The sequence below is a fragment of the Luteolibacter sp. Populi genome, assembly GCF_040801775.1.
Lineage (GTDB): Bacteria > Verrucomicrobiota > Verrucomicrobiia > Verrucomicrobiales > Akkermansiaceae > Haloferula.
Genome location: NZ_CP161812.1, coordinates 2,956,960 through 2,979,606 on the forward strand (window position 1 = coordinate 2,956,960; position 22,647 = coordinate 2,979,606).

Annotated in this window: 18 protein-coding genes; 6 read left to right on the forward strand and 12 right to left on the reverse strand. The window is 64.1% G+C overall.

Translation table 11 applies throughout. The annotated features are described in order from the left end of the window. Positions 1–27: 27 nt before the first annotated feature. The gene (locus ABWK72_RS11910) at positions 28–1,317 is read right to left on the reverse strand and encodes a hypothetical protein (RefSeq protein WP_367875013.1); all 1,290 of its coding nucleotides are present in this window, start codon (positions 1,315–1,317) and stop codon (positions 28–30) included. 94 nt (positions 1,318–1,411) lie between these two features. On the opposite strand from ABWK72_RS11910, the gene lysA reads away from it, so the two are divergent. The 3 genes from lysA (at position 1,412) to ABWK72_RS11925 (ending at position 5,200) form a co-directional block, all read left to right on the forward strand. Further along, entirely contained in the window at positions 1,412–2,698 is a 1,287-nt protein-coding gene (gene lysA / locus ABWK72_RS11915) for a diaminopimelate decarboxylase (protein ID WP_367875014.1), read from the forward strand. A gap of 179 nt (positions 2,699–2,877) precedes the next feature. After that, positions 2,878–3,762, forward strand: a complete 885-nt coding sequence (locus tag ABWK72_RS11920; protein WP_367875015.1) for a DMT family transporter — start codon at positions 2,878–2,880, stop codon at positions 3,760–3,762. A 487-nt stretch (positions 3,763–4,249) separates the two neighbouring features. Then, the gene (locus ABWK72_RS11925; RefSeq protein ID WP_367875016.1) at positions 4,250–5,200 is read left to right on the forward strand and encodes an IS110 family transposase; all 951 of its coding nucleotides are present in this window, start codon (positions 4,250–4,252) and stop codon (positions 5,198–5,200) included. A gap of 55 nt (positions 5,201–5,255) precedes the next feature. On the opposite strand, the gene ABWK72_RS11930 is transcribed toward ABWK72_RS11925, so the two are convergent. Then, positions 5,256–6,254 carry an FtsW/RodA/SpoVE family cell cycle protein gene (locus ABWK72_RS11930; RefSeq protein ID WP_367875017.1) on the reverse strand — a complete coding sequence of 333 codons (999 nt, stop codon included), beginning with the start codon at positions 6,252–6,254 and terminating at the stop codon, positions 5,256–5,258. Positions 6,255–6,292: 38 nt separating this feature from the next. Here ABWK72_RS11930 and ABWK72_RS11935 point away from each other — a divergent pair, with 38 nt between their 5' ends. Next, positions 6,293–6,445, forward strand: coding sequence for a hypothetical protein (locus ABWK72_RS11935; protein WP_367875018.1), 153 nt, complete (start codon positions 6,293–6,295; stop codon positions 6,443–6,445). A gap of 50 nt (positions 6,446–6,495) precedes the next feature. Here ABWK72_RS11935 and ABWK72_RS11940 read toward each other — a convergent pair whose 3' ends face one another. From ABWK72_RS11940 to ABWK72_RS11985, 10 genes are all read right to left on the reverse strand, one after another. Then, positions 6,496–7,371, reverse strand: a complete 876-nt coding sequence (locus tag ABWK72_RS11940; protein WP_367875019.1) for a LysM peptidoglycan-binding domain-containing protein — start codon at positions 7,369–7,371, stop codon at positions 6,496–6,498. Positions 7,372–7,404: 33 nt separating this feature from the next. Then, positions 7,405–8,706 carry a UDP-N-acetylmuramoyl-L-alanine--D-glutamate ligase gene (gene murD, locus ABWK72_RS11945; RefSeq protein WP_367875020.1) on the reverse strand — a complete coding sequence of 434 codons (1,302 nt, stop codon included), beginning with the start codon at positions 8,704–8,706 and terminating at the stop codon, positions 7,405–7,407. A gap of 3 nt (positions 8,707–8,709) precedes the next feature. Continuing rightward, on the reverse strand, positions 8,710–9,939 hold the full coding sequence (gene mraY / locus ABWK72_RS11950) for a phospho-N-acetylmuramoyl-pentapeptide-transferase (protein WP_367875021.1): 1,230 nt from the start codon (positions 9,937–9,939) through the stop codon (positions 8,710–8,712). A 3-nt stretch (positions 9,940–9,942) separates the two neighbouring features. Continuing rightward, positions 9,943–11,304, reverse strand: a complete 1,362-nt coding sequence (gene murF, locus ABWK72_RS11955; RefSeq protein ID WP_367875022.1) for a UDP-N-acetylmuramoyl-tripeptide--D-alanyl-D-alanine ligase — start codon at positions 11,302–11,304, stop codon at positions 9,943–9,945. Continuing rightward, positions 11,301–12,815, reverse strand: coding sequence for a UDP-N-acetylmuramoyl-L-alanyl-D-glutamate--2,6-diaminopimelate ligase (locus tag ABWK72_RS11960; RefSeq protein WP_367875023.1), 1,515 nt, complete (start codon positions 12,813–12,815; stop codon positions 11,301–11,303). The genes murF and ABWK72_RS11960 overlap by 4 nt, the downstream gene beginning before the upstream one ends. After that, the gene (locus ABWK72_RS11965) at positions 12,812–14,776 is read right to left on the reverse strand and encodes a peptidoglycan D,D-transpeptidase FtsI family protein (protein WP_367875024.1); all 1,965 of its coding nucleotides are present in this window, start codon (positions 14,774–14,776) and stop codon (positions 12,812–12,814) included. The genes ABWK72_RS11960 and ABWK72_RS11965 overlap by 4 nt, the downstream gene beginning before the upstream one ends. 3 nt (positions 14,777–14,779) lie before the next feature. Further along, a complete protein-coding gene (locus tag ABWK72_RS11970; RefSeq protein WP_367875025.1) occupies positions 14,780–15,118 on the reverse strand; it encodes a hypothetical protein in 339 nt (112 codons plus the stop codon). Continuing rightward, positions 15,115–16,224, reverse strand: coding sequence for a 16S rRNA (cytosine(1402)-N(4))-methyltransferase RsmH (gene rsmH / locus ABWK72_RS11975; protein ID WP_367875026.1), 1,110 nt, complete (start codon positions 16,222–16,224; stop codon positions 15,115–15,117). The genes ABWK72_RS11970 and rsmH overlap by 4 nt, the downstream gene beginning before the upstream one ends. 563 nt (positions 16,225–16,787) lie before the next feature. Further along, complete coding sequence (locus tag ABWK72_RS11980) at positions 16,788–17,234, reverse strand: hypothetical protein (protein ID WP_367875027.1); 447 nt, start codon at positions 17,232–17,234, stop codon at positions 16,788–16,790. Between the two features lie 298 nt (positions 17,235–17,532). Continuing rightward, positions 17,533–18,336 (reverse strand): hypothetical protein, encoded by an 804-nt coding sequence (locus tag ABWK72_RS11985; protein ID WP_367875028.1) that lies wholly within the window; start codon positions 18,334–18,336, stop codon positions 17,533–17,535. Positions 18,337–18,389: 53 nt separating this feature from the next. Between ABWK72_RS11985 and ABWK72_RS11990 the strand changes: the two genes are divergently transcribed. Both ABWK72_RS11990 and ABWK72_RS11995 read left to right on the forward strand, forming a co-directional pair. Continuing rightward, positions 18,390–18,692: a hypothetical protein gene (locus ABWK72_RS11990; protein WP_367875030.1), complete on the forward strand. Its 303-nt coding sequence runs from the start codon at positions 18,390–18,392 to the stop codon at positions 18,690–18,692. Between the two features lie 384 nt (positions 18,693–19,076). Next, positions 19,077–22,592, forward strand: coding sequence for a discoidin domain-containing protein (locus ABWK72_RS11995; RefSeq protein ID WP_367875031.1), 3,516 nt, complete (start codon positions 19,077–19,079; stop codon positions 22,590–22,592). The last annotated feature ends 55 nt before the right edge of the window (positions 22,593–22,647 follow it).

Below are 22,647 nucleotides of genomic sequence, written 5' to 3' on the forward strand. Positions count from 1 at the left end.
CACCCCTGTGCCGTTCCGGGGCACGGGTCAGGGCTTGAAGACGAAGCAGAGGCTCGTCGTCGCGGCCATCTCCTCGACCCGCATCCGCCGCGGCTTGTCGCGGCCGGTCCAGCTTTCGAGGAAGAGGATCTCCTTCCGCGCGGCATTGTAGCCGACCACGACCGAGGCATGAAGCGGCGCGTCGTCTCCCGGCCAGGAAGCGCGTTCGGCGGCGTCGGTCGGATTCGGGAGGGTGGAGGCCGGATCGCGGGCGAAGTCGCGCATGAAGCGGCTGTGGAGCGTGTTCCGATCCTGCGAGAAGCGCCGCCAGACGATCGTCGGGAAGCCGGCGGATAGCCCGCGGGTGACGGCCGCGGGATCGAACTTCGTCGTCCGGTCGAGGCCCAGTCCGGCTTCGGCGGCGACGCTGTGGTAGAGCTTCACGAGGTTCGCCCCGTCGGCGCGGCCGGTATTCTTGAAGCCGCTGGCGACGGCCAGCCAGTCCTCGTCGAGGTGCAGGCCGAAGTGGCGCGCGGCCATGGCCAGGGAATTCAGGCCGCAGTAGGGGCGGTATCCTTGGGCGACCGGCTGCAGGTTCGGGATCAGCACGGTGCCGTCCGGATCCTTGCGGACATCGGCGGCGAGCTTCTCCAGCTTCTGGCGGGGCTGCAGGACGGAAACGGCGGGGTCGAGCCACTGGTCGGACTCCCCTGCCCCCTTGTTGAGGATATTCACGCGCAGCAGCCGGTTCTCCCCGGCCAGAAGGCGGATCCGGAGATCGCCCGTTTGCCACTCTTCCACGGGAGTCCGCAGTCCGCGGGTACGGCCGATCGTCACCTCCTCTGCCTTCACGCCGCCGCAGAGGCCGGAAATGGCATTCCGCAGTTCGGCGTGGGCGTCGGTGTAGAGCTTGCTGAAGGCGGCCTGCTTCACCGCGAGCCGGGCATCGACCTCCTTGCGCATCTCGCGAGGGCTCATGCCCTCCGGCATTTCCTCGTCGAAGTAGCCAAAGTAGGAGCCGGCATCGACGAAGGTGGCCTCGAGCGAATTGAGTTTCCCCTCCCGCCGGACGGCGCGCAGCAGGACCAGATCGCGCCCGAAAAGCTTCGGCCGGGCGCGAAGGTAGGAAATGGTGGAGGAGGCGACCGGACCTTCATCATTCCATTCGCCGGGAAGGGCGGTGGAGCCATCCCAAGTCCCCGCGGCCAGCACCGGGCCGGTCAGATCCTGCCCGTTCAACGGGCTATCCGCCCCGAGGAGGTCCCCGCCGACCGAATTCGGAATCGCCGAAACCGCGCCGGGAAGCAGGCAGGCAAGCAGCAGGACGAGCCTTTTCATTCCGGAAGGGATACGACGATTCCGCGGGAATCCAAGTACGGAAGAGGAACACGCTACCCTTGCGGGCAGGGCGGGGAGGGTTTAAACGCCGCGGATGCATGGATTTGCTTACCGCCATGGCTCGCTGCACTGCGAGGACGTCGATCTCCAGACCCTGGCCGAAGAGCACGGGACTCCGCTCTACGTCTATTCCGCGAACACGATCCGCGACCACTACCGCCGCCTGGACAAGGCGCTGGGGTCGATCGACCACGAGGTGGCCTTCGCGGTGAAGGCAAATTCGAACCTCTCGGTGCTGAAGCTGCTGGCGGATGAGCACGCGGGCTTCGACATCGTTTCGGGCGGCGAGCTGTTCCGCGTGATCAAGGCGGGCGGCGATCCGGCGAAGTGCACCTTCGCCGGTGTCGGCAAGACCCGGCCGGAGATCGAGTATGCGCTGAAGCAGGGCATCTACTCCTTCAACGTCGAGAGCGAGGAGGAGCTGCGCTACCTCAACGAAGTGGCGGCCGACCTCGGCGTAATCGCGCCGGCGGCGGTGCGGGTGAACCCGAACGTGGACGCGCAGACCCATAAGTACATCTCCACCGGCAAGTCCGGGAACAAGTTCGGGGTGGACTTCGATTTCATCGCGGATGTCTACGCGCGGGCGGCGCGGGAACTGGCGCACGTGAAGCTGCGCGGCATCCAGATGCACATCGGCTCGCAGCTCACCTCGGTGAAGCCCTTCATCGAGGCGGTCGAGAGGGTGGCACCGCTGGCGACGCACCTGAAGGTGACGCATGGCATCGAGTTCTGGTCGATCGGCGGCGGGATCGGGATCGTGTATCACGATTCACTGAAGTCGGGCGATCCGGCCTGGTGGGCGGCGAAGCCCGAGGGCGAGCGTCCGCTGACGATCGAGGAATACGGGGCGGCGCTCTTTCCCCGCTTGGAGCACCTGGGGCTGAAGATTTTGTTGGAGCCGGGACGGTACGTCGTCGGCAACGCAGGGGTCCTGCTCACGCGCTGCCTGTTCGAAAAGCACGGGACGACGAAGACCTTCAAGGTGGTGGATGCGGGGATGAACGACCTGATCCGTCCCGCGCTGTATGAAGGCCACCACGAGATCGAGCCGGTGAAGCAACCCGGCGAGGCACGGCGCAAGGTGGACGTGGTCGGGCCGATCTGCGAGAGCGGCGACTTCTTCTGTCAGGACCGCGAGTTGCCGGATTTCCAGCCGGGCGAAGTCGTGGCGCTGATGAGCGCGGGTGCCTATGGGTTTGTGATGGCTTCCAATTACAACTCGCGGCCATTGCCGGCGGAGGTGCTGGTGGATGGGGCTATGGCGAAGGTCGTGCGGAAGCGGCAGACCTTGGACGATCTGATCGCCGGGGAGCTGTAAAGGGGCTCGCTCGAAACCCGGGGCCTTCTCGAAACTCGACATTCACCCGGCATGAGCCGCCCCTGCAGGACGGAATCATGCTGGGGGCTTTACCCGCACTGCGTGCCGGGCTGGTATGAATCGTCCCTTCGCGACGAAGAATTTTCAGGCGAAACCTTAACGGTGATCCAGCACAGCCCTTGCGCCACTACCTTCAACTGCACTTGCTGGTCCTCTTGCTCGCCACGACGGCGATCCTGGGCGAGCTGATTTCCTTGCCGGCGGCGGGGCTGGTGGTGTGGCGGACCTTGTTCGCGGCGCTGGGGGCCGTAGCGTGGGTGCTGCTGGTGCGGCGCAAGTCGCCGTGGCCGGGGTGGAAGGCGGCGCGGGCTTTCTTCGGGGTAGGCCTGATCGTCGGGCTGCACTGGATCTGCTTCTTCGGCGCGATCAAGCTGGCGAACGTCTCGATCGCCCTGGCGGGAATGGCGACGATCTCGCTGTTCACGGCGTTCACGGAGCCGCTGATGGAGAAGCGGCGGGTGCGGCCCTTCGAGGTTCTGTTAGGCTTGCTGGTGGTGGCGGGGATCGTGCTGGTCGCGGGCTTCGAACGGGGGCGGCTGTTAGGATTGGTGGTGGCGATGATGGCGGCTTTTCTGGCGGCGATCTTTCCGGTGTTGAACCGGAAACTGGTGGGTGCCGGTGGAGATCCGCTGGTGATGGTGGCGTGGGAGATGGCGGGGGCGTTTGCGATGGCTCTCGTGCTTTTTCCTTTCGTGGGCGGCGGCGTGTCCCTGTTCGCGTGGGAGAAGTTCGACTGGGTGTGGCTGCTGCTGCTGGCTTGGGTTTGCACGGTGTTCGCGCATGGCTTCCACATTCATTTGCTGAGACATTTGAGCGCCTACACGACGAACCTGGCCTTCAATTTCGAGCCGGTCTACGGGATGCTGGCGGCGGCCTTGCTGTTCGGGGAACACAAGCAATTGCACCCGCTTTTCTATGCGGGGATGGGGACGATCCTGCTGGCGAATGCGCTGCATCCCCTGGTGCTGAGATGGGTGGCGAGGTCGAAGGGGGTGGCGGGGTGACCGTCAGCCGGGAGCTTGAGTAAGCGGAGACGCGTTGGTTGCAGGCAGCCTCCTTGCTCCCCTTCAGGGAGCCTCCTGCATCACCGAAGAAACCCCGGGTTTCACCCGGGGCTGTCTCCCGATCGCCCCTTCGGGGCTCTGGAGGCACGTGGGGTCACCGGGGGTGAGATGGGCATCTCCGCCGGCCCTCCGGGACGGCAATCGTGTTGCGATTCGGTCCGGTGGTTTCACCACCGGCTTGTATCTTCGCTTTGTCCGTCCGGCGTGCTTGATTGCCGCCAGGCGTCCAAGCGGGTGGCCGGGCTAGCTCCCCGGCCACCCGGCCCGCGGCGAGTCCGTCCACCGGCTCGGGCATCCTCACGGAAAAGCCCGAAACTTAGTAAGGACCGTCGCGGGTCATTGGATCGCCAGTTCGAACCGTTACATGAGCCGTTGCAGGAGCAATCCCGGCGCGAGCTCGCATCACAAGCCTGAACGAACCGACCCCATGAACCTACCGGAACAATCCCCCGTCGTCCACCTCGGCGTGGATGTCGCCAAAGCCGAACTCGTCGCCGATCTTCAGGGCAAGATCCGCCGCTTCGGCAACAATCCCAAGGGCATCGCCACCCTGCTCAAGGCCGCCGCCCGCATCCCGGGCACCGCCCACCTCGTCTGCGAGGCCACCGCCGGTTACGAACGCCCGCTTGCCACCGCCGCCATGGCCCTGGCCATCCCCGTGAGCATCGTCCAGCCGCTGCGCGTGCGCGAGTTCGCCAGATCCCACGGCCGCCATGCCAAGAGCGACCCGCTCGATGCCGCCCTGCTCAGCCGCTTCGGCGCCTCGGTCAAACCCTTGCCGTTGCAGCCCAAGAGCGAAGTGCGCCAGGAACTCGACGACGTCATGCGCACCCGCTCCGAGCTCATCGATTCGATGCAGCGCGAGCTCAACCGCGCCGAACACCACACCTGCAAGCTCGTCATCCGCATCCACAAGAACATCGCGGCAACCTTTGCCAAACACATCGCCGCCCTTGATGCCAGGGCTGCCGCCCTCGTCGCCGGCGACAAGGATCTCGCGGAAGCAGACGCCCTGATGCAGGCGGTCTCCGGGGTCGGCGCGCAGACCTCGCGCACGCTGCTGGCTTTCCTGCCCGAACTCGGCCATGTCGGCCGCGGCACCATCGCGGCCCTGGTGGGCGTGGCCCCCTACGACCGCGACAGCGGGAAGTTCAAAGGCAAGCGCTTCATCCGGGGCGGTCGCGGCCAGATCCGCAAGGTCCTCTACATGGCGGCGCTGGTTGCCATCCGCCGCAACGCCGTGCTCAAGGTCCTCTACAAACGCCTGCGCGACGCAGGCAAGATCGCGAAGGTTGCCATCGTCGCGGTGATGCGCCATCTGCTCATCCACCTCAATGCCATCATGGCAAAATCATTGGAAAATCCTCTTGCGGTTTAAGACCGTTACTAAGCTCCGACGCACCTCCGGCGCTAAGAACCACGAATCGCACTCCTCACAGCTTCACCGCATACGAGCGCAGGCCGGCGACCGGGAGCGCCTTGTATTCCATCGGCCGTGAGCGGCGGTGGATGCCGCAGAGCAGGCCGACGGCGGCGAGCGAGATGATCAGGCTGGTGCCGCCGTAGCTGACGAAGGGCAAGGGCAGGCCGTCATTCGGGAAGGCGGCGGTGGTGACGGCGATATTCACCATCGCGGGAACAACGACGACGCAGGTGAGGCCGACGGCCATGCAGCGGTCGAAGACGGTTGAGGCCTGCATGGCGATCGAGCAACCGCAGACGGTGATGATGACGTAGCAAAGGACGACCCCGAGGGTGAAAGGCAGGCCGAGTTCCTCACCCACCACCGGGAAGATGAAGTCGCTGTAAGCAAAGGTCAGGGTCCCGAATTTCTCGGTGCCATTCCCAAGTCCCATTCCTTCCGGGCCGCCATTGCCGAAGGCAAGCAGGGCGCGGTATTGCTGCTGGCCCTCGTCGAGGCGGTATTTGTCCAGGTCGAGCCAAGCGAGGATGCGGGTCCAGCGGGTGTCATTCGAACGGACGAAGGCCGCGGCACCGGCGATGCCGACCAAGGCGGTCGGGACCAGATAGATCAGGCGGGTGCCGACGCAGAAGAAGACGGCGGCAGCCGCCACCGAAAGGGAGAGGGCGGAGCCGACGTCGGTCTCGATCGCGATGAGGCCGACCGGCAGGCCGATGATGAAACCGGGGATGATGAAGCCGCGCCAGAAGGTGTGCACTTCTGTTTGCCAACGGGCGAACCATCCGGCCATCGCGAGGATGCCGATGACCTTCAAGAACTCCGAAGGCTGGAACTCGACGCCGAGCTTGATCCAGCGCGAGGCACCGAACCGGTTCACCCCTATGCCGGGGACGAAGCAGAGCACGAGAAGCACGCAGGCTACCCCCAGGGCGAGAGGCCACAGCTTTCGCAGCAAGACGGGATCAATCCTGGTGGCGACAAAGGCCGCGACCAAACCGATGACCAGCATCTTGCTCTGGCCGACGAGGAGCTTGTACCTCGTAATCCATGTTCTTCACCCACGCGCTGGTGCTGGTGAGCATGACCAGGCCGAGCACGACGAGTGCGGCGACGGCGGTGCAAAGAATGATGGAGGCGCTGCGGGACATGGGGGCGGATTGGGGGGCTGTCTTGGAATCGGTGGAACGAGGAGCGGTCTGAAGTCTTGTAGCGAGATTGAGCGGATTAGAGTGCTGCCATACGGCAGACTCTCAGGGCACGCGGAGCTGCATGCCGACCTTGAGCTTCTTGGCGTCGGAGATCTTGTTAGCCTTCATGATCGCCTCGGGGGTGGTCTTGTGGGTCTTCGCGATCTTCCAGAAGGTATCGCCTTGTTTGACGGTGTAGCTGCTGCTCGCGACAACCGGCTTCTCCTTGGCTTTTTCTTCCGCCGCGGCGGCAGAGACGCGATTCGCGCGCGGGGTCATGGCCACCGGCTCCGCGGTAGGGGCGGGAGCTGCGGCTTCAGTCGGGCGGGTGAGGGTCGGACGCACGAGGACCGGGCTGCCGACGGCGGTGGTCTCCACCATCTCGGCGCTGCGGATGACATCGGGGCTCGGGCCGGGGCCTTCGTGGACGACGCTGCCTTCTTCCGCGCGCTTCAATTCATCCGGCACCGCTGCCACGAGGGTCCGCGGCGGGATGCTGAGGATGCGGCCGCCACTGAGCTCGATGTTGCCATTGCGCTGGCGGAGTTCTTCCTCGGTCACGCCTTCCTCAGCGGCAATGCTTGCCCAGGTATCGCCGGAGGTGACCAAGTGGGTCGGCGAATTATCGGCGACGCGGGGCAGCGGCGTCGCGGCATCGCGGGGTGCCCGGACCGGTTGAAGACCGGCGTTGGCGGAGCGCGCGGCTTCCTCGCGGCGCGGCTCCTCGAACCAATGGCTGTGCGCGAAGATCCCCGCGATGGCCACCACGTGGATGACGAGGATGACGACGAGGGCACGGGCGATGCCGAGATTCGGCACGTCACCATCGACCTCCGGCATCGCGGGCATGGCGGCGGTGGAGGCGCGTTGCTTCCTAGTGCGCACCATGTTGGCGAAGTAGGTGCGGAATGCGCCCTTCTTCACGGGGCGGCGTTTCACGGTAAGGCTCGGGAATTTCATGGGTGCGTGGTGTCAGCGAAGGTTGAGAACGAGTTCACGGAAGACATCCCCGCGCTGTTCATAGCCGGAGAATTGGTCGAACGAAGAGGTGCCCGGGGAAAGGAGGACGGTGCTGCCGCGCGGCGCGAGGCGGCGGGCCGCGGCGACGGCTTCCGCCAGGGTCACGGTCTGCTCGACCGGCACCGCTGCGGAGAAGATGGCCGCGAGCGGCTGGCCGATCTGGCCGTAGGTCACGGCGGCCACCGCTTTCTTCGCCAGCAGCGGCGCGACCGGCGCGTAGTCGAGGCCCTTTTCCTTGCCGCCGGCGATCAGCACGACCGGGCGGGTTTGGGAACGCAGGGCGCTTTCGAGCGCGTGGAGATTGGTGGCCTTGGAATCGTTGAGGTACTCCACGCCATCGAGGGTGCGGACGAGTTCGCAACGGTGCAGCGGAGGCGCGTAGCCATTCAGGGCAGTGCGGGCGGCATCGAGCGAGATGCCGATGGCCTCGCAGGCGGCGATGGCGGCCATCGCGTTCTCGGCATTGTGCAGGCCGCGCATGCGGGTCGCGGATTCCAAATCGAAGACCGGCTCGCCCTTGCGGAAGAGCTGGCGTCCATCGGAGAACCAATCGGCGGTGGAGTCCTCGGTCGAGAAGGAGACGATGTGCGGGCGGATCGCGGGAAGCTTCTCGCCGGTGCGGACGATCGCGGTGTCGGTCTCCGTCTGGTTCCCGAAGATCCGGAACTTCGCGTCGAAGTAGGACTGCACCGTGGGGTAGCGGTCCATGTGGTCGGGCGCGAAGTTCAGCCAGACCGAGACATCCGGGCGCAGCGTGCTGACGGTTTCGAGCTGGAAGGAGCTGAGTTCCAGCGCCACGGCGGTCGGCACCGGATCGCGCAGGACGACCTCGCTGAGCGGGGTGCCGTAATTCCCGCAGGGCACGGAATCGTAGCCGCCGGCGCGGAGGATGCGGTCGACCAGCTCGGTGGTGGTGGTCTTGCCGTTCGTACCGGTGATGCCGATGATACGACCCTTGTAGTAGCGGGCGGCGAATTCGGTCTCGCCCATCATCTCGCCCGCGGATTCCGAGTAGGCGGCTACGAGCGGTCCGAAAGTGTCGATGCCGGGGCTGATGACGAGCAGGTCGCAGCTCGTCGCGCGGCCGGTTTCCACGGTCACATTCGGGCAGAGGCCCGCACCTTCCGGCATGCCGTCGATGGCCTTCGCGTCGTGGACGCGGACCGTCGCACCCTCGCGCAAGGCGAGGGCCGCTGCGGCGCGACCGCTGCGGCCGGCACCGAGGACAAGGACGGTTTTTCCCTGGAGAGACATCGATTAGGCGATCTTGAGGAGGGCGAGGCCGAAAAGGGCGAGGATGATGGACATGATCCAGAAGCGGATAATGACCTGGCTCTCGTGCCAGCCGCGGAGTTCGAAGTGGTGGTGGATCGGCGCCATCGCGAAGATGCGCTTCTTGCGGAGCTTGAAGCTGCCGACCTGAAGGATCACCGACATCGCCTCCATGACGAAGACACCGCCGATAATGGCCAGCAGCAATTCCTGCTTCACGCAGATGGCCGCGGTACCGAGCGCACCGCCGATGGCGAGGGAGCCGGTATCGCCCATGAAGACTTTCGCCGGATGGCAATTGTACCAGAGGAAGCCGAAGCCGGCACCGGCCAAGGAGAGCAGGAGCACGGCGAGCTCCCCGATGTAGCGGTTGTAAGGAATGACCAGGTATTCCGTGGCCATGTAGAGATGGCCCGCCAGATAGGCCAGGATGGTGTAGGCGAGCGCGACGGTGATGGTGCAGCCGGTGGCCAGGCCGTCGAGGCCGTCGGTGAGGTTCACCGCATTCGAGGATCCGATGATGATGAGCGCGAAGAAGGGGATGATCAGGAAGCCTAGATCGATGATGCTACTCTTCACATCCCCGGTCTTGTAGAGGGGGAAACAGATCTCGCCGATGCCCAGCGGAATCTGGCCGAGGAAGAAGCCAGCGGACCGATCCGCGATCTGCTCTGGCGGTGCGCCGAAGCCGGAGATCTCCTTCTTGTAGTAGATGAAGCAGGCGGCCACGAGTGCGATGACGAGCTGCCAGAAGAGCTTGGTGCGGGAGCTCACACCGGCGGAGTTCTTCTTCTTCACCTTCGTGTAATCGTCCATGAAGCCGAGCAGGCCGAGCGCGGCCATGGTGCAGGAGCACACGGCCACGAAGGGATTGAGCGGACGGGCGCAGACGAAGACCGAAATCAGAACCGATCCGAGGATCAGCACGCCGCCCATGGTGGGTGTGCCGACCTTGCCGCCGTGAAGCTCCGCGAGCTTGTGGACCTCCTCCGCGGTGCGGATCGGCTGGCCGACCTTCAGCGAGATCAGCCGGCGGATGACCCGCGGGCCGGCGAAGATGCTGATGACAAAGGCGAGCAAGCAACCGAAGGCGGCGCGGAAAGTGATGTAGCCGAGGAGGTTCAGGAACGAAAACGTGTGTGCCCACTCCTTCACGCCTCTCGCAATCTCGGCATCGAGAGCCGCCTTCCACCATTCGTAGATCGCGTAGAGCATGGATTAGTCGCGGGAGGGGAATGCCTGGTTCATGACGCGTTCGAGGGCGACGCTGCGGCTGCCCTTGAATAGGACGACATCGCCAGGCTTGGCGCGCTCCGCGATCCATGCGGCGGCCACGGCCTTGTCGGGAATGTGTTCGGCGCTGCCCGCGCCTTCGGCGATGCCCTGCGAGCCATCGCCCACGGCGACGACCGTGAAGCCGCGCTCCGCGGCGAGGCGGCCGGCATCGAGGTGGGCTTGCGGGGCGAGCGGGCCGAGTTCGCCCATGCGGCCGAGCAGGGCGTAGCGCACGCCGCCATCGGCCACGGGGGTTTCCGCGAGCGTGTCGAGCGCGGCGAGGACGGACTCGGGATTCGAGTTGTAGGTATCGTCGATGATCGTGATGCCGCCGATGGCGAAGCGGCGCAGGCGGCCGCTGGTCAGCACGGTGCTCGAAAGTCCGGCGGCGATTTCCTCCGGGGCGATGCCCATGAACCAACCGGCGCCCGCGGCGAGCAGGGCGTTGTTCACCATGTGGCGGCCGGCGACCGGCAGGCGGACTTCGACGGCGCTGTCCTCGATCACCAGATTGAAGCAGGCGAAGGAGTCTTCCTGGCGGAGTTCTTCCGCGCGGACGAGGCCGCGGCCATTGCCGACGGGGATGACCTTGGCGCGAGTACGACGTTTGAAGTAGTCGATGTAGTCGCAGCCGGCCGGGACGAAGAGCGCGCCGTCTTCCGGCAGCGAACGGGCGAGCGCGCCCTTCTCCTCGGCGATGCCTTCGCGGCTGCCCATGAACTCGATGTGGGCGCTGCCGATATTGGTGATGATGCCGAGCTTGGGCCGGGCGATTTCGCAGAGCGGCGCGATCTCGCCGGGGTGATTCATGCCCATCTCGAAGATGCCGATCTGGTGGCGCTCCTCAAGGGTCAGGATGCTGAGCGGCAGGCCGATGTGGTTGTTAAGATTGCCACGGTTCGCGCAGACTTCGAAGGCGCGGGCCATGACCGCGGCGGCGAAATCCTTGGTGCTGGTCTTGCCATTCGAGCCGGTGATGCCGAGGACCGGGATATCCCACTTGCGGCGATACCATGCGGCCATGCGCTGCAAGGCGGCCAAGGTATCCGGCACGAGAACGACCGCGGCGTGGGCCGGGCATTCCCCTTCCCAGCGCTCGACCACGGCGATCGTGGCACCGGCGGCCAAGGCCTGCGGCGCGAACTCATTCGCGTCGAAGCGGTCGCCGCGCAGCGCGAAAAAGACCGCACCCGGCGGAATCGTGCGGGTGTCGGTGGAGGCGGCGATGGCCACGACATCACCGCGACCGGCGACGAGTTCGCCTCCGGCTTGTAACGCGATGGTGCTGGCGTCGATGGGGATCATCGGTTGCGGGAAGGAGGCGGAGGAGGCTCTTCGGCGGGGCGCTCCACGAGGGCCCGGCGCGCCTCGCGGCGGTCGTCGAAGTCGATGGTGCGGTCGGCGAATTGCTGGTAGGGCTCGTGGCCCTTGCCGGCGATCAGGACGATGTCGCCCTTGCCCGCGGCGTGGACGGCGATGCGGATGGCTTCGGCGCGATCGACGACGCTGCGGTAGCGCGCGCCGCCCATGCCGGCCTCGATGTCCTTGATGATGACTTCCGGGTCCTCGCTACGGGGATTGTCGGAGGTGAGGATGCAGGCGTCGCTGTAGGTGGCTGCGGCCTTGCCCATCAGCGGGCGCTTGGTGCGGTCGCGATCGCCCCCGCAGCCGAAGACGGTGATCAGGCGGGCAGGATTGAGTTCCTTCAAGGTGCGGCAGGCATTCTCCAGCGCATCGGGAGTGTGGGCGTAGTCGACGAAGACGGTGACGCCATCGCGGGTGCCGCAGTGCTCCATGCGGCCGGGAACCTGCGGGGCCTCTGCGGCGGCGGCGACGGCCTCGCGCAGCGAGATCTTCATCGCGCTGGCGGCGGCGAGGGCACCGAGCAGGTTGTAGACATTGAAGCGGCCGATCAGCGGGGCGCGGACCAGGTAGGACTTGCCCTTCGCGGTGAGCTCGAACTCCATGCCGCGGGAGCTCTGCTTGAAATTGTTCGCGCGGAAGTCGCAGTGGACGTTGAAGCCGAAGCGGATGATTGGCAGCTTGTCACCGAGTTGCACGACGAGCTTTTCGCCATAGCCGTCGTCGGTATTGACCACCGCGACCGGCTTCTTGCCGAGCGGAGTGGCGGCGAGGGTCTCGAACCACGCGAACTTGGCCGCGGCGTAGTTCTCCATCGTGGCGTGGTAGTCGAGGTGGTCCTGGGTGAGATTGGTGAAGATCGCGGCATCGAAGGCGATGCCGTGGACGCGCAATTGATCAAGGCCCTGCGAGGAGACTTCCATCGCCGCGCCGCGACAGCCGTTGTCAACCATGCGGGCGAGCAGGCCATTGAGTTCGACCGGCCCGGGGGTGGTGAGATTGGCGGGCTTCACGTCCTGGCCATCGTCCAGCAGCACGGTGCCAAGCAGTCCGGCGCGGTGCCAGACGCGCTTCATCAGGTAGTGGAGCAGGAAGGCGGTCGTGGTCTTGCCATTGGTGCCGGTGACACCGGCGAGCTTGAGCTTCTGCGCCGGTTCACCCGCAAGCACACCGGCGAGCACGGCCAAGGCCTGGCGGGTGTCACTGACGTGGATGTAAGGGACGTCTTCCGGATGACCGGCTTCCGCAGCCGAGTCCGCGATGATCGCGGTGGCACCTTTCTCGAGCGCCATCGGGATGAAGGTCCGGCCGTCCTGGCGGTGGCCGCGCACGGCCACGAAGACGGTGCCGGGCTCGACCAGCCGCGAGTCGGAAGTGACGGCGTGGATTTCGACGTCGAGGGGGCCCGCGACGAGCGGGCGGTGAAGGGCAGCAATAAGATCTCTGAGAATCACGGTGCGTGGGTTCCGGCAAGCTTGTCCTTCCCCTCCGGGACCGGCTCGGTGGGAGTAAGGTTCAGGTGGGCGGCCACGCGGCTACCGATCTTGGCAAAGATCGGCGCGGCAACGGTCCCGCCGTAGAGATTCGGGATCTTCCTGGTGAGCGGGTCATCGATCACGACCACGCAGACAAACGCGGGATCCGCGGCAGGCATCATCCCGGCGAAGGAAACGGTGTAGTGTCCCGGCTGGTAGTGGCCCTTGTCGATGCGCACCGCGGTGCCGGTCTTCCCGCAGACGAGGTAGCCGGGCACGCGGGCCAACTTGGCGGTGCCGCCTTCGCCGGTCACCCGTTCGAGCGCCTTGCGCATCGCCTTCGCGGTTTCCGGGCGGAGGACGGTGTCAACCACCTCGGGCTCGTATTTCTGCACCGGCTTGCCGTCGTTGGCGACGATCGCCTTCACGATGTGCGGTTTGCGCAGCTTGCCATCGCTGGCGATGACGCAGTAGGCCGAGGCGACCTGCAGCGGGGTGACCGCGAGGGAATAGCCGAAAGAGGCGCGCGAGAAGTCGATGAGATTGCCGGTATTGCGGACCACTCCGCGGCTTTCCCCGCTGAGCAGGATGCCGGTCTTGTGCCCGTAGCCCCACTTGCCCATGTAGCCGTAGAAGCGGTCCATGCCGAGCTGCTGGGCCAGCTTGAAGGCACCGATGTTGCTGGATTTCTGGAGCACTCCTTCGACCGTCAGGGAGCCCTGCGGGTGGTCGTCCGTCACGATCAGCTTGCCCTGCTGGTAATAGCCGTTGTGGCAGAAGATCGAGGTCTGCGGGGAGACGAGGCGTTCATTGAGCGCGGCACCGGCAGCTACGACCTTGATCGTACTACCGGGCTCGTAGATCGCCTGGAGCGCGAAGTTGTAGCCGTTCTTGTCGACGTCCTTCAGGGTATTGAGATTGAAATGCGGACGGCTGGCCATGCCGAGGATCTCGCCGGTCTTCGGATCCATCACGATCGCGCAGCCGCGTTTGCTCTCGAACTCGGCCAGGCCCGCGTCGAGTTCCTCCTCGACGATCGACTGGATGCCCATGTCGAGCGTGAGTTGTACATCGAGGCCGGCGCGCGGCGGCACGACCAACTGCGTCTCGCCCGGGATGCGCATGCCGTAGGCATCGCGGCGCTCGGTGCGATAGCCGTCGCGACCGGCGAGGTATTCCTCGAGGGAAGCTTCGATCCCGAACTTGCCGATCTGTCGATAGGCCGGACGACCGGTCGGGCCCTTTTCCTCCAGCTCGCCGGTGTAGCCGATGACGTGGGTAGCCAAGTCCGGCGATGTGTACCAGCGGCGGTAAGAGGAACGGATGGTGATGCCCTCGAACCAATTGCCATCAATGATCTCCTGGATCCCGCGGACCACGTCATCGGGAAGATTTTTGGCGATCGGGAATTCGCCCCTGGTCTTCTTGCCGATGCCGTCGACGAGGATCTTGCGCAGTTCCTCGCGCTTCATGCCCAGCGGCCGGGCGAGGAGGCTGACATAGCGGGCGATGGCAGCTTCGCAGATCATCTTGCCCTCGATGGTGCTGCCGGAGATCTCCGCATTGCCGACGATCTCCAGGCGCTCGGCAAGCACCCGGCGTTTCCGCTTTTCACCATCCAGCTTCTCCCAATCCGGTGCCTGGCAGACGCGCTCGAAGGCGAGGGGAGTGGCCATCTCCTTCGGCTTGGTGAGCAGGTTGATGTCCGCGTAAATCGAGCCGACGGGCATGCTCTTGGCGAGCACCTCGTCATTGCGATCCACGATATTGCCGCGCAGGCCGGGCAGGATCTCGGCACGGTCAAAGGCATTCGCTTTTCCACCCACCTGCTTGCGGTCCCAGACCTGGATCTGGAACAAGCGCAGCGAAAGCAAACTGAGCCCGGCCACGGTGGCCGAGCACAGCAAGAGACAGCGGGTCTGGAAGGAGCGGCGTGTCATGGATTATTCGCGGATCGCCGCGACCCTCGGACCGGATTGGCCTGGCAGGATCTCCTCGACGTCCGCGGGCTTGACGGGAAGCAGGGGGGAACCTGCGAACTTGAGCCGATCCTTCATCTCGTAGCGGTCGAGGAGTTTGTCCATGCGCACGTCCACCATGCTGATCCTGGTGCGCGTCTGTTTGATGCGTTTCTCCGCCTGGTCGATCATGCGGTCGGTGCGCACCTGGGAATTCTTGTAGACGGCATGCATCACACCGCCGCCGACCATGACCAGGGCGGCGAGGATGAGCGTGATGAAAACGGAGACGTGGGTCTTCGGTTCGGAGCGGAGTCGGTTCATGGGCGTGGGGAGTCGGGGTCCAGAAGCTCGGCGACCCGCAGTTTGGCACTGCGGGCCCTGGGGTTCGTTCGGATCTCTTGTTCGCCGGCGGCGATGGCTTTTCTAACCGGCAGCCGGAAGCACCAATCGGGATTCGGCCGCTGTTCCGGCCAGTCGGGCCGGTCGATGTAGGGCTTCGCACGGTGCTGCATGAACTGCTTCACCATGCGGTCTTCAAGGCTATGGAAAGTGATGACCAGAAGCCGGCCACCCGGCTTGAGCACGTGGACGGAATTTTCGAGCGCGCGCTGCAGCGAGCCGAGCTCGTCGTTCACGAGCATGCGGATCGCTTGGAAGGTCTTGGTCGCGGGGTGAATCTTGCCGTGCCGCCCGATGGTCTTTTCAATGCACTCCGCGAGGTCGGTGGTGGTCTCGAACTTGCGGACCGCGCGGCGCTTGACGATGGCCGCGACGATTTTCTTGGCCTGCGGTTCCTCGCCAAGTTCGCGGAGGATTTTTACCAATTCGGCGTCGGACCAGGTGTTCACCACATGGGCGGCATCGAAGGGGCAAGCGGGGCCCATCCTCATGTCCAGCGGTCCGGCGCCGCGGAACGAGAAACCCCGTTCCGCGGCGTCGAGTTGCCGGGAGGAAACCCCGAGGTCCAAAAGCAAGCGGTCAGGCTTGCCATCCCCCCGGACCTCGGGGATGTCCCGGAGATCTGCAAAATTACCCAGCCAGGTCCGGAAGCGGCTGCCGTACTTCGCGAGCCGCTTGCCCGCGAAGGCCAGTGCTTCCGGATCGCGGTCGACGCCGATCACCATGGCCCCTGCCTTCAGGAAAGCCTCGCTGTGACCGCCGCCACCGAGCGTGCCGTCGATGATGACCATCCCCTCCCCCGCCTGCATCCACTCGTCGACTTCCGCAGGAAGCACCGGGAGGTGGTAGGTGGAGGGTTGCGCCGCATCGTTGTTATTGTCTTGTTGGAAATCCGCCAACGGCCGCCGCTCCGCCAACCAGCCATGGAATGCGGGGCGGACAGCCGTCTTGAGGTGGGCCGAGCGGCGCGCTGTCCCGAGTGCGCCGGTCTGCCCTGCATGGAAAATTTCGGGGGTTCGCGCAGACAACCAGCCAGAAGCCGCGCGAACCGCCGAGTTGAAAAGCGAAAGGGGTACCGTCCCGAGAAACCCCTTCCGCCCAGCCTGGAAAGTCAACGGCCGCCGCCCTGCCAACCAGCCATGGAATGCAGGTCGGACGGCCGTATTGAGATGGAAGGAATGGCGCGCTGTCCCGAGTGCGCCGGTCCCTCCGCATGGAAATGGTGATGCTTGAAAATTTCCGATGACCCGCGCGGACAACCAGCCAGAAGCCGCGCGGATCACCGGTTTAAATAGCGAAAAGGGTACTGTCCCGAGAAACCCTTTCCGCCCAGCCAGGAAAGTCAACGGCCGCCGCCCTGCCAACCAGCCATGGAATGCAGGTCGGACGGCCGTATTGAGATGGCCGGAGAGGCGCGCTGTCCCGAGTGCGCCGGTCCGGACCGATGGGAAAATGAGGCCCAACTCCGGCATCCGGCCGTATCCCGCGATGGGTGTCGCGGGCCCGCCTTGTGCGGATGCCAGAGTTGGATGGGCGAACAGCATGTTGTCGCTTGCGTTGTCGGGGTGGGTGAAAGTCGTGGGTGGGTGTATCAGAGGACGCCGAGGTCGCCGTCGTCCATGCCGAGCTCGATGTCGGTGATCTTGTCGAAGGTCTCCGGGGTGCAGAGCATGTAGAAAGGTCCGCGACCCGCGAGGATCACTGCGCTGTCCGCCTTCAGGCCGATCTTCTCGCTCCAGTCTTTCGGAACGCTCAGTTTGCCCTGGCTGCTGACAGTTGCCTTCTTCGACATCATTCGGAGGTGACCGACGATCTGTTGCTTCTTCGCAGGGGTCAGATCGCTCTTCTCCACCTGCTCGAACTTCCGGTCGAACTCCGCTTCGCTGAAGACCTTGATCACCGGCAGTTCGTGTTCCTTCGAGAGCTGCAAGCGGATCGCGGTCTCCTCCGTCTCAGGCCGCCAATCGACCGGAATGGAAACCCGATATTTCGGGTCCATCTTGTAGTCGAAGTGACTTTCGTGGAGAGCGGAGGACATTGGGAAGCGGGAAGACCGCTGAAGTGCCGCTAACTACACCAAAGTACACTCTGATCGTCAAATTAAAATCAAACACCTCCGAATAAAATTTTAATCCATTCATTTTCAATGAATTAAATGGGTTTGTGAACGGATCGATACAGGCCGGAGGAGGCGAATTCTCAAAATTTCGAGCGAGATCCTATCCAAAAATGGCGGGCGAGAGCAAGCCCAAGGGCCGGAAATCGCACAAGTGAGCCATTGGGTGTACTGGACACCCGATTTGTGCGCTCCGGTGTACTTCCGGCCCACCCGTCCCCTATTTCAACTGGAACGTGAGGCGCGCCTTCCCTTCCGGGTCCTTCGCCGCGTCGTGCTTCCAGCCGAGGGTAAAGCCTTCGATCAAGGCCTTCTCTTCCTTGTTCCACAGCTCGAAGGCCGCGCCGGGGGTGGTGGCCACGTCGAGCTTATGGCCGCCGTAGTAGGCGATCTCGATCCGGGCCTGGGTGATTCCGGGGCCGCTGTACTCGGCCGTCTCGGCATCCAGCGGCTTGTCCATTTCAAGCTTCAGCTTCTTGCCATCGGTGCGGACCACTTCCATGCGGTCGTTCTTGACCTTCTCCTTCAGCTTCTCCGCGTCCTTCTCGTAGAGGTAGACGAAGGGCACCTGGATCCGCATCACGAAGCGCGGGTTGCTCAGCTGGCCCTTGTCGAGAATCTTGCCGCCGGCGCGGATCGCACCCTTTTCCAATTCGAAGTTCACTTCGAACTTGGCATCCCCCGCCACGGTCCCGCGATAGGTGACTTTTTTAGGATCCTTGGCCGCCGGCGTTACCGCCTCCCAAGCGTCCTCCTTCACCATCTTGCTGACCACCTTCCCGTCCGGCAGGGTCTCCTCGATCAGCGACACGAAGCGGATCGCGAAGTTGTCGGTGACGAAGCCGCCCTTCTCCTTCGCCGGCATCAATTGGCCTTGGCCATCGGTCTTGACGATGAAGCGGAAATCCCGGTTCTCCGTGCCGGCATATTGGCCCAGCCAAGGTGCCTGGCCGCCGAGCTGCGGCAGGGCTTCGGCGAGGAGCGGAGCGGCGGAAAGCAGGAAAAGAGGAATCAAGGACTTCATGACAAGCTTGAGAAAGGACGCAAGGTCACCAATCTGCGAGGCGTTTCCTCCGCATGGAAGCTGAAAGTCTTGCCCGTTCCGCCACATCCGACAGCCAGCCTCCCGCTGGCCTGAGCGCGGAGTTGGAAGTCCTGTGGCTGGCACGGGCCGGTCGTTGGGACCAGGCGCATGACGCTTGCCAGAATCTTCCCGATCCTGCGGGTGCCTGGATCCATGCCTACCTGCATCGCGAAGAGGGCGATCAGGGCAACGCCGCCTATTGGTATGCCCGCGCCCGCAAGCCGGTGCCGCCGCCCGGCCAGGCGCTGGAGGACGAATGGCTTGAGATCGCCCGTGCGTTCACCGGGCCTCGATAGCCAAGCCTCGTGCAAGGGAGCCTTCCTTCTTGATAACTCTCACGGAGCGCCGGGCGTATCATATCCCCGTCCCGCGTCTTCGCGCGTCTGTCGAACCAGACATCCCTTCGTCTGCCCTTGTCCCCGCTTTCGGGGACAAGGCTTCTGGAACCCAATGAGAAATCCCCCTGAACGAAAATACTCAATTCACTGACATGAAGCACTTTGCGCAGGGCGATCGACTTTTCAGAAAGGCTTCCCCCCAAGGCCGCATCCGGCAATTGGCTTACAACAGAGCGCGGAAGTCTCTTGACGTCCCGATTTTCCCTCAATAATCAACAGAAGCCCACAAAAACCCACAAAATGATAACCCCATCAATACCCCGTTTAGGGGGGCTATTGGCCGTGCTTGCGACGGCCCATGCCGCCCCGGTAACTTGGATCACCGGCCCCACTGAGATCACCAGCGAGGCCTCGATCATTATCCCCGCCGGTGCCACCGTGTATCACGCCGGCACCTGGGGAAATCCCCCGGGCAGCGCCCCGCTCACCGTTCCCGTCACCGGAGACACGATCACCTTCGAGAGAGTGGGCACCGGCAACGCCATCGGAAACCTCAGTGCCGTCGCCACCGGCGGAAGTTACTATTCCGGCGAGGTTTGGCTGCCGACCGGTACTGTCGATCCCAACTTCGAGTTGGTAATGGATAGTTCGGCGGTGGATGGCGATAACCCGAAAAGCGTCCAAGTCGGCGGACTGACCATCGGCACGCAATATCGGCTGCAGCTTTTCATCTCCGATGACCGCGGTTGCTGCAACGGCCGGACCTTGGAATTGAGCGACAATGCCACGGATGGCGCTGGCACCGAAACCACCTCTTTTACCACCGGGTCGAGCAGCTACGTCATCGGCAGCTTCACCGCGAGTGCCACCAGCCAGACGGTCTACGTCCGCGGCTTGGCGCAGGCCGCGAATTACATCAACGCCTATGTCCTCGTCGACATGTCGGTGGACACGGATGGCGACAAGATTCCCGATCACATCGAGGCGCAATATTCCTTCCTCAATGCGAACCTGCCAAGCGACGCCGCGCTCGATAAAGACAGCGATGGCCTGAGCAATCTCGAGGAATACCGCAAGCGGCTCAATCTGGACAATCCGGATACGGATGGCGATGGACTGACAGACGGGGAAGAGGTCAATCCTCCCCCCGGCGTCCTCGCCCCGTCGAATCCCGCGATGGTGGATACCGATGGCGACACGCTTAGCGATTACGCGGAGGTCAAGGAGTACTTCAGCAATCCGACTTTACAGCACAGCGATAACGACCTCTTCCCGGATCGCTGGGAAGCGGCGGCCGGATCGCAATTGACCGATCCTAACAGCACGCCGAACGGCACCCAGGTCACGCGCCTCGGAACGGGGCCCGCGGCCATGCTCGGCTTCGACCTTACCGACCCGGAAGGCAATGGCAGCGATGTGACGAACACCGGCTTCAACTGGGTGGCCGTCACCTCCTCGCAGGGCGGGGAACCGAGTTCCTCCACCGAAAACAGCGGCGGCAACGTCTTCGACAACAAGGTCGGCGGCGGAGAGGCCAAGTGGTGCTGCGCCGGCGCTCCCCAGCATGTGACGGTGCAGTTCGCGGCCTACACCAGCCTGCAGTATTTCACGATCACGAACAGCGAAGACAACAGGAACCGCGATCCGCGGGTCTGGGAGATCCAGGGATCGAACGACGGCATCCACTTCGCCCCGATCACCCGCTTCGACTTCCCCTCAGACACGCTGTGGTCGGAGACCAGCCAGGGACTCCGGGTGAACCTGCCTGCCAATTCCCTGCCCTACCGATACATCCGTTATCAGGTTTACGCCACCGCCGGCGGCGAGCATGCGCTGTGCGAGATCGAGTACTTCGGCGCCCAGAATAACAATGACGGCGACGGCGACGGCATCCCGCAGCTCTACGAGGTGCTCTTCCCGGATTTCCTGAGTGACGGCAATTTCGACGATGCAGCAGCCGACCAAGACGAGGACGGCCTGAGCAACTTCGAAGAATTCCAAGCCGGCACCAACCCGCAGCTAGATGATAGCGATAGTGACGGCCTGACCGACGATGAGGAGGTCAATCCGCCGGACGGCGTCATCCCCACCAACCCCCTGGATCCGGACTCGGATGACGACGGTCTGACCGACTATGAGGAGCTCAATCCGGAGGGGGACGTCAGCGTCACCGATCCCATGAATCCGGACACGGACGGCGACTTGTTCCGCGACGGCTATGAAGTGGATCGCGGCTCCGATCCGAACTCCTCTGCCAGCGGACCCGATGGCATGACCGCCCAGATCCTCGGCGGGCTGCTCCAGCGTGACTTCACCGACCGCCAGAACGACGGCAACGACTCCACCCTGGCCGGCTCCGGCTTCGACTGGGTCTCGATCAGTGCCAGCTCGAAGGCCGACTTCGCGCCGGCTGAAGGTGCCTTCAACGTCTTCGATAACAAGACCGGCGGCGGTGAGGCGAAGTGGTGCTGCGATCCGGCTCCGCAGAGCATCACGGTGCAGACACCCTTCGGCGTCGAGCTCACCCACTTCACGCTGACTTCCTCTAACGATTCGCCCGACCGCGATCCGCGGATCTGGTCCATCCAAGGTTCCAATGATGGCACGACCTTCACCAACATCGTCAATCACACCGATCCGACGACGCTGTTCTGGGGCGAAGGCCGCAACCGTACCGTGCAGTTCACGCTGGCGACCAAGGCACCGATGTACAAGTGGTTCCGCTATTCGGTGACTGCCACCAACGGCAACCAGCACGCGCTGGCCGAAATCGAATACTTCGGCGAAGATCAGGATAGCGACGGCGACCTCTTGCCGGATTACTTCGAAAGCCAATACGGCGTGGCCAATCCCGGAGACAATCCCGACAACGACGGTCTTACCAACCTGGAGGAATATGAGGCCGGGCTGATCCCGACCGACCCCGACACCGACAACGACGGTCTGACCGACGGCGATGAATACAACGAGGGCGGAACTGGAACCGATCCGAAGATTGCCGATACCGACCTGGATCAGATCAATGACGGTTACGAGGTCCGAAACGGCAGCGATCCCCTCGACTTCGGGAGCTTGCCGACCTTCGCCCCCATCGATTGGGCGGGACCGGCGAACATCAGCGGTAACTTGAGCGACTTCAAGACCACCGGGACCCTGATCCATGCCTGGACCGGCGGTACCGCGGCGATCAATGTGCCCGGGGTGGCGAACTTCACGCCCGGTCCATCGCTGGGAGCGCCGTTCACCGGCTACGATCCGTTCAACCGCAACCTGAATGCGGACTACGAGACGCTGATCAACACCGGCACCTTCAGCGGCGCCACCGGCCGCTTCGTCGAGATCCCCAACCTGACCGTGGGCGAGGATTACCGCGTCCAGATCTGGGTGGTGGACACCCGTCCGGGATTCGCCGACCGCACCTATCGCTACGGCAATGTCGGAAATGAACAGGTAGTCCTCAACGCCGGTGCCAGCGGCAGCGAGGCCACCAAGCCGGGCCAGTGGGTAACGGGCACCTTCACCGCGATCGACACGATCCAATACATCTACATGGACCGGCCGGCTCCCGAACCGGGCGCCCAGTACAACGCGATCACGGTGTACAATGAGGATGTCATCGTGACCACACCGCTGAGGGTGACTTCGGCTAACCGGGTCGGCGGCACCTTCCAGATCACGGTGACCGGCTTCGACATCACCAAGAACTACCAACTCACTCGCAGCACGACGCTTGCCGCGGGTAGCTTCGCGCCGGTGGGCGGGCCCTTCCTCCCGACGGGGACCACCCAGGTCGTCACCGACCCGTCCCCGCCGGCACTGCCCTCGAAGGCGTTCTACAAGATTCAAGACGTTCCGTAAATTAGGTCCGGAACGTTCTGTCGAGGCAACCCTCCGGTCCCGCAAGGAACCGGAG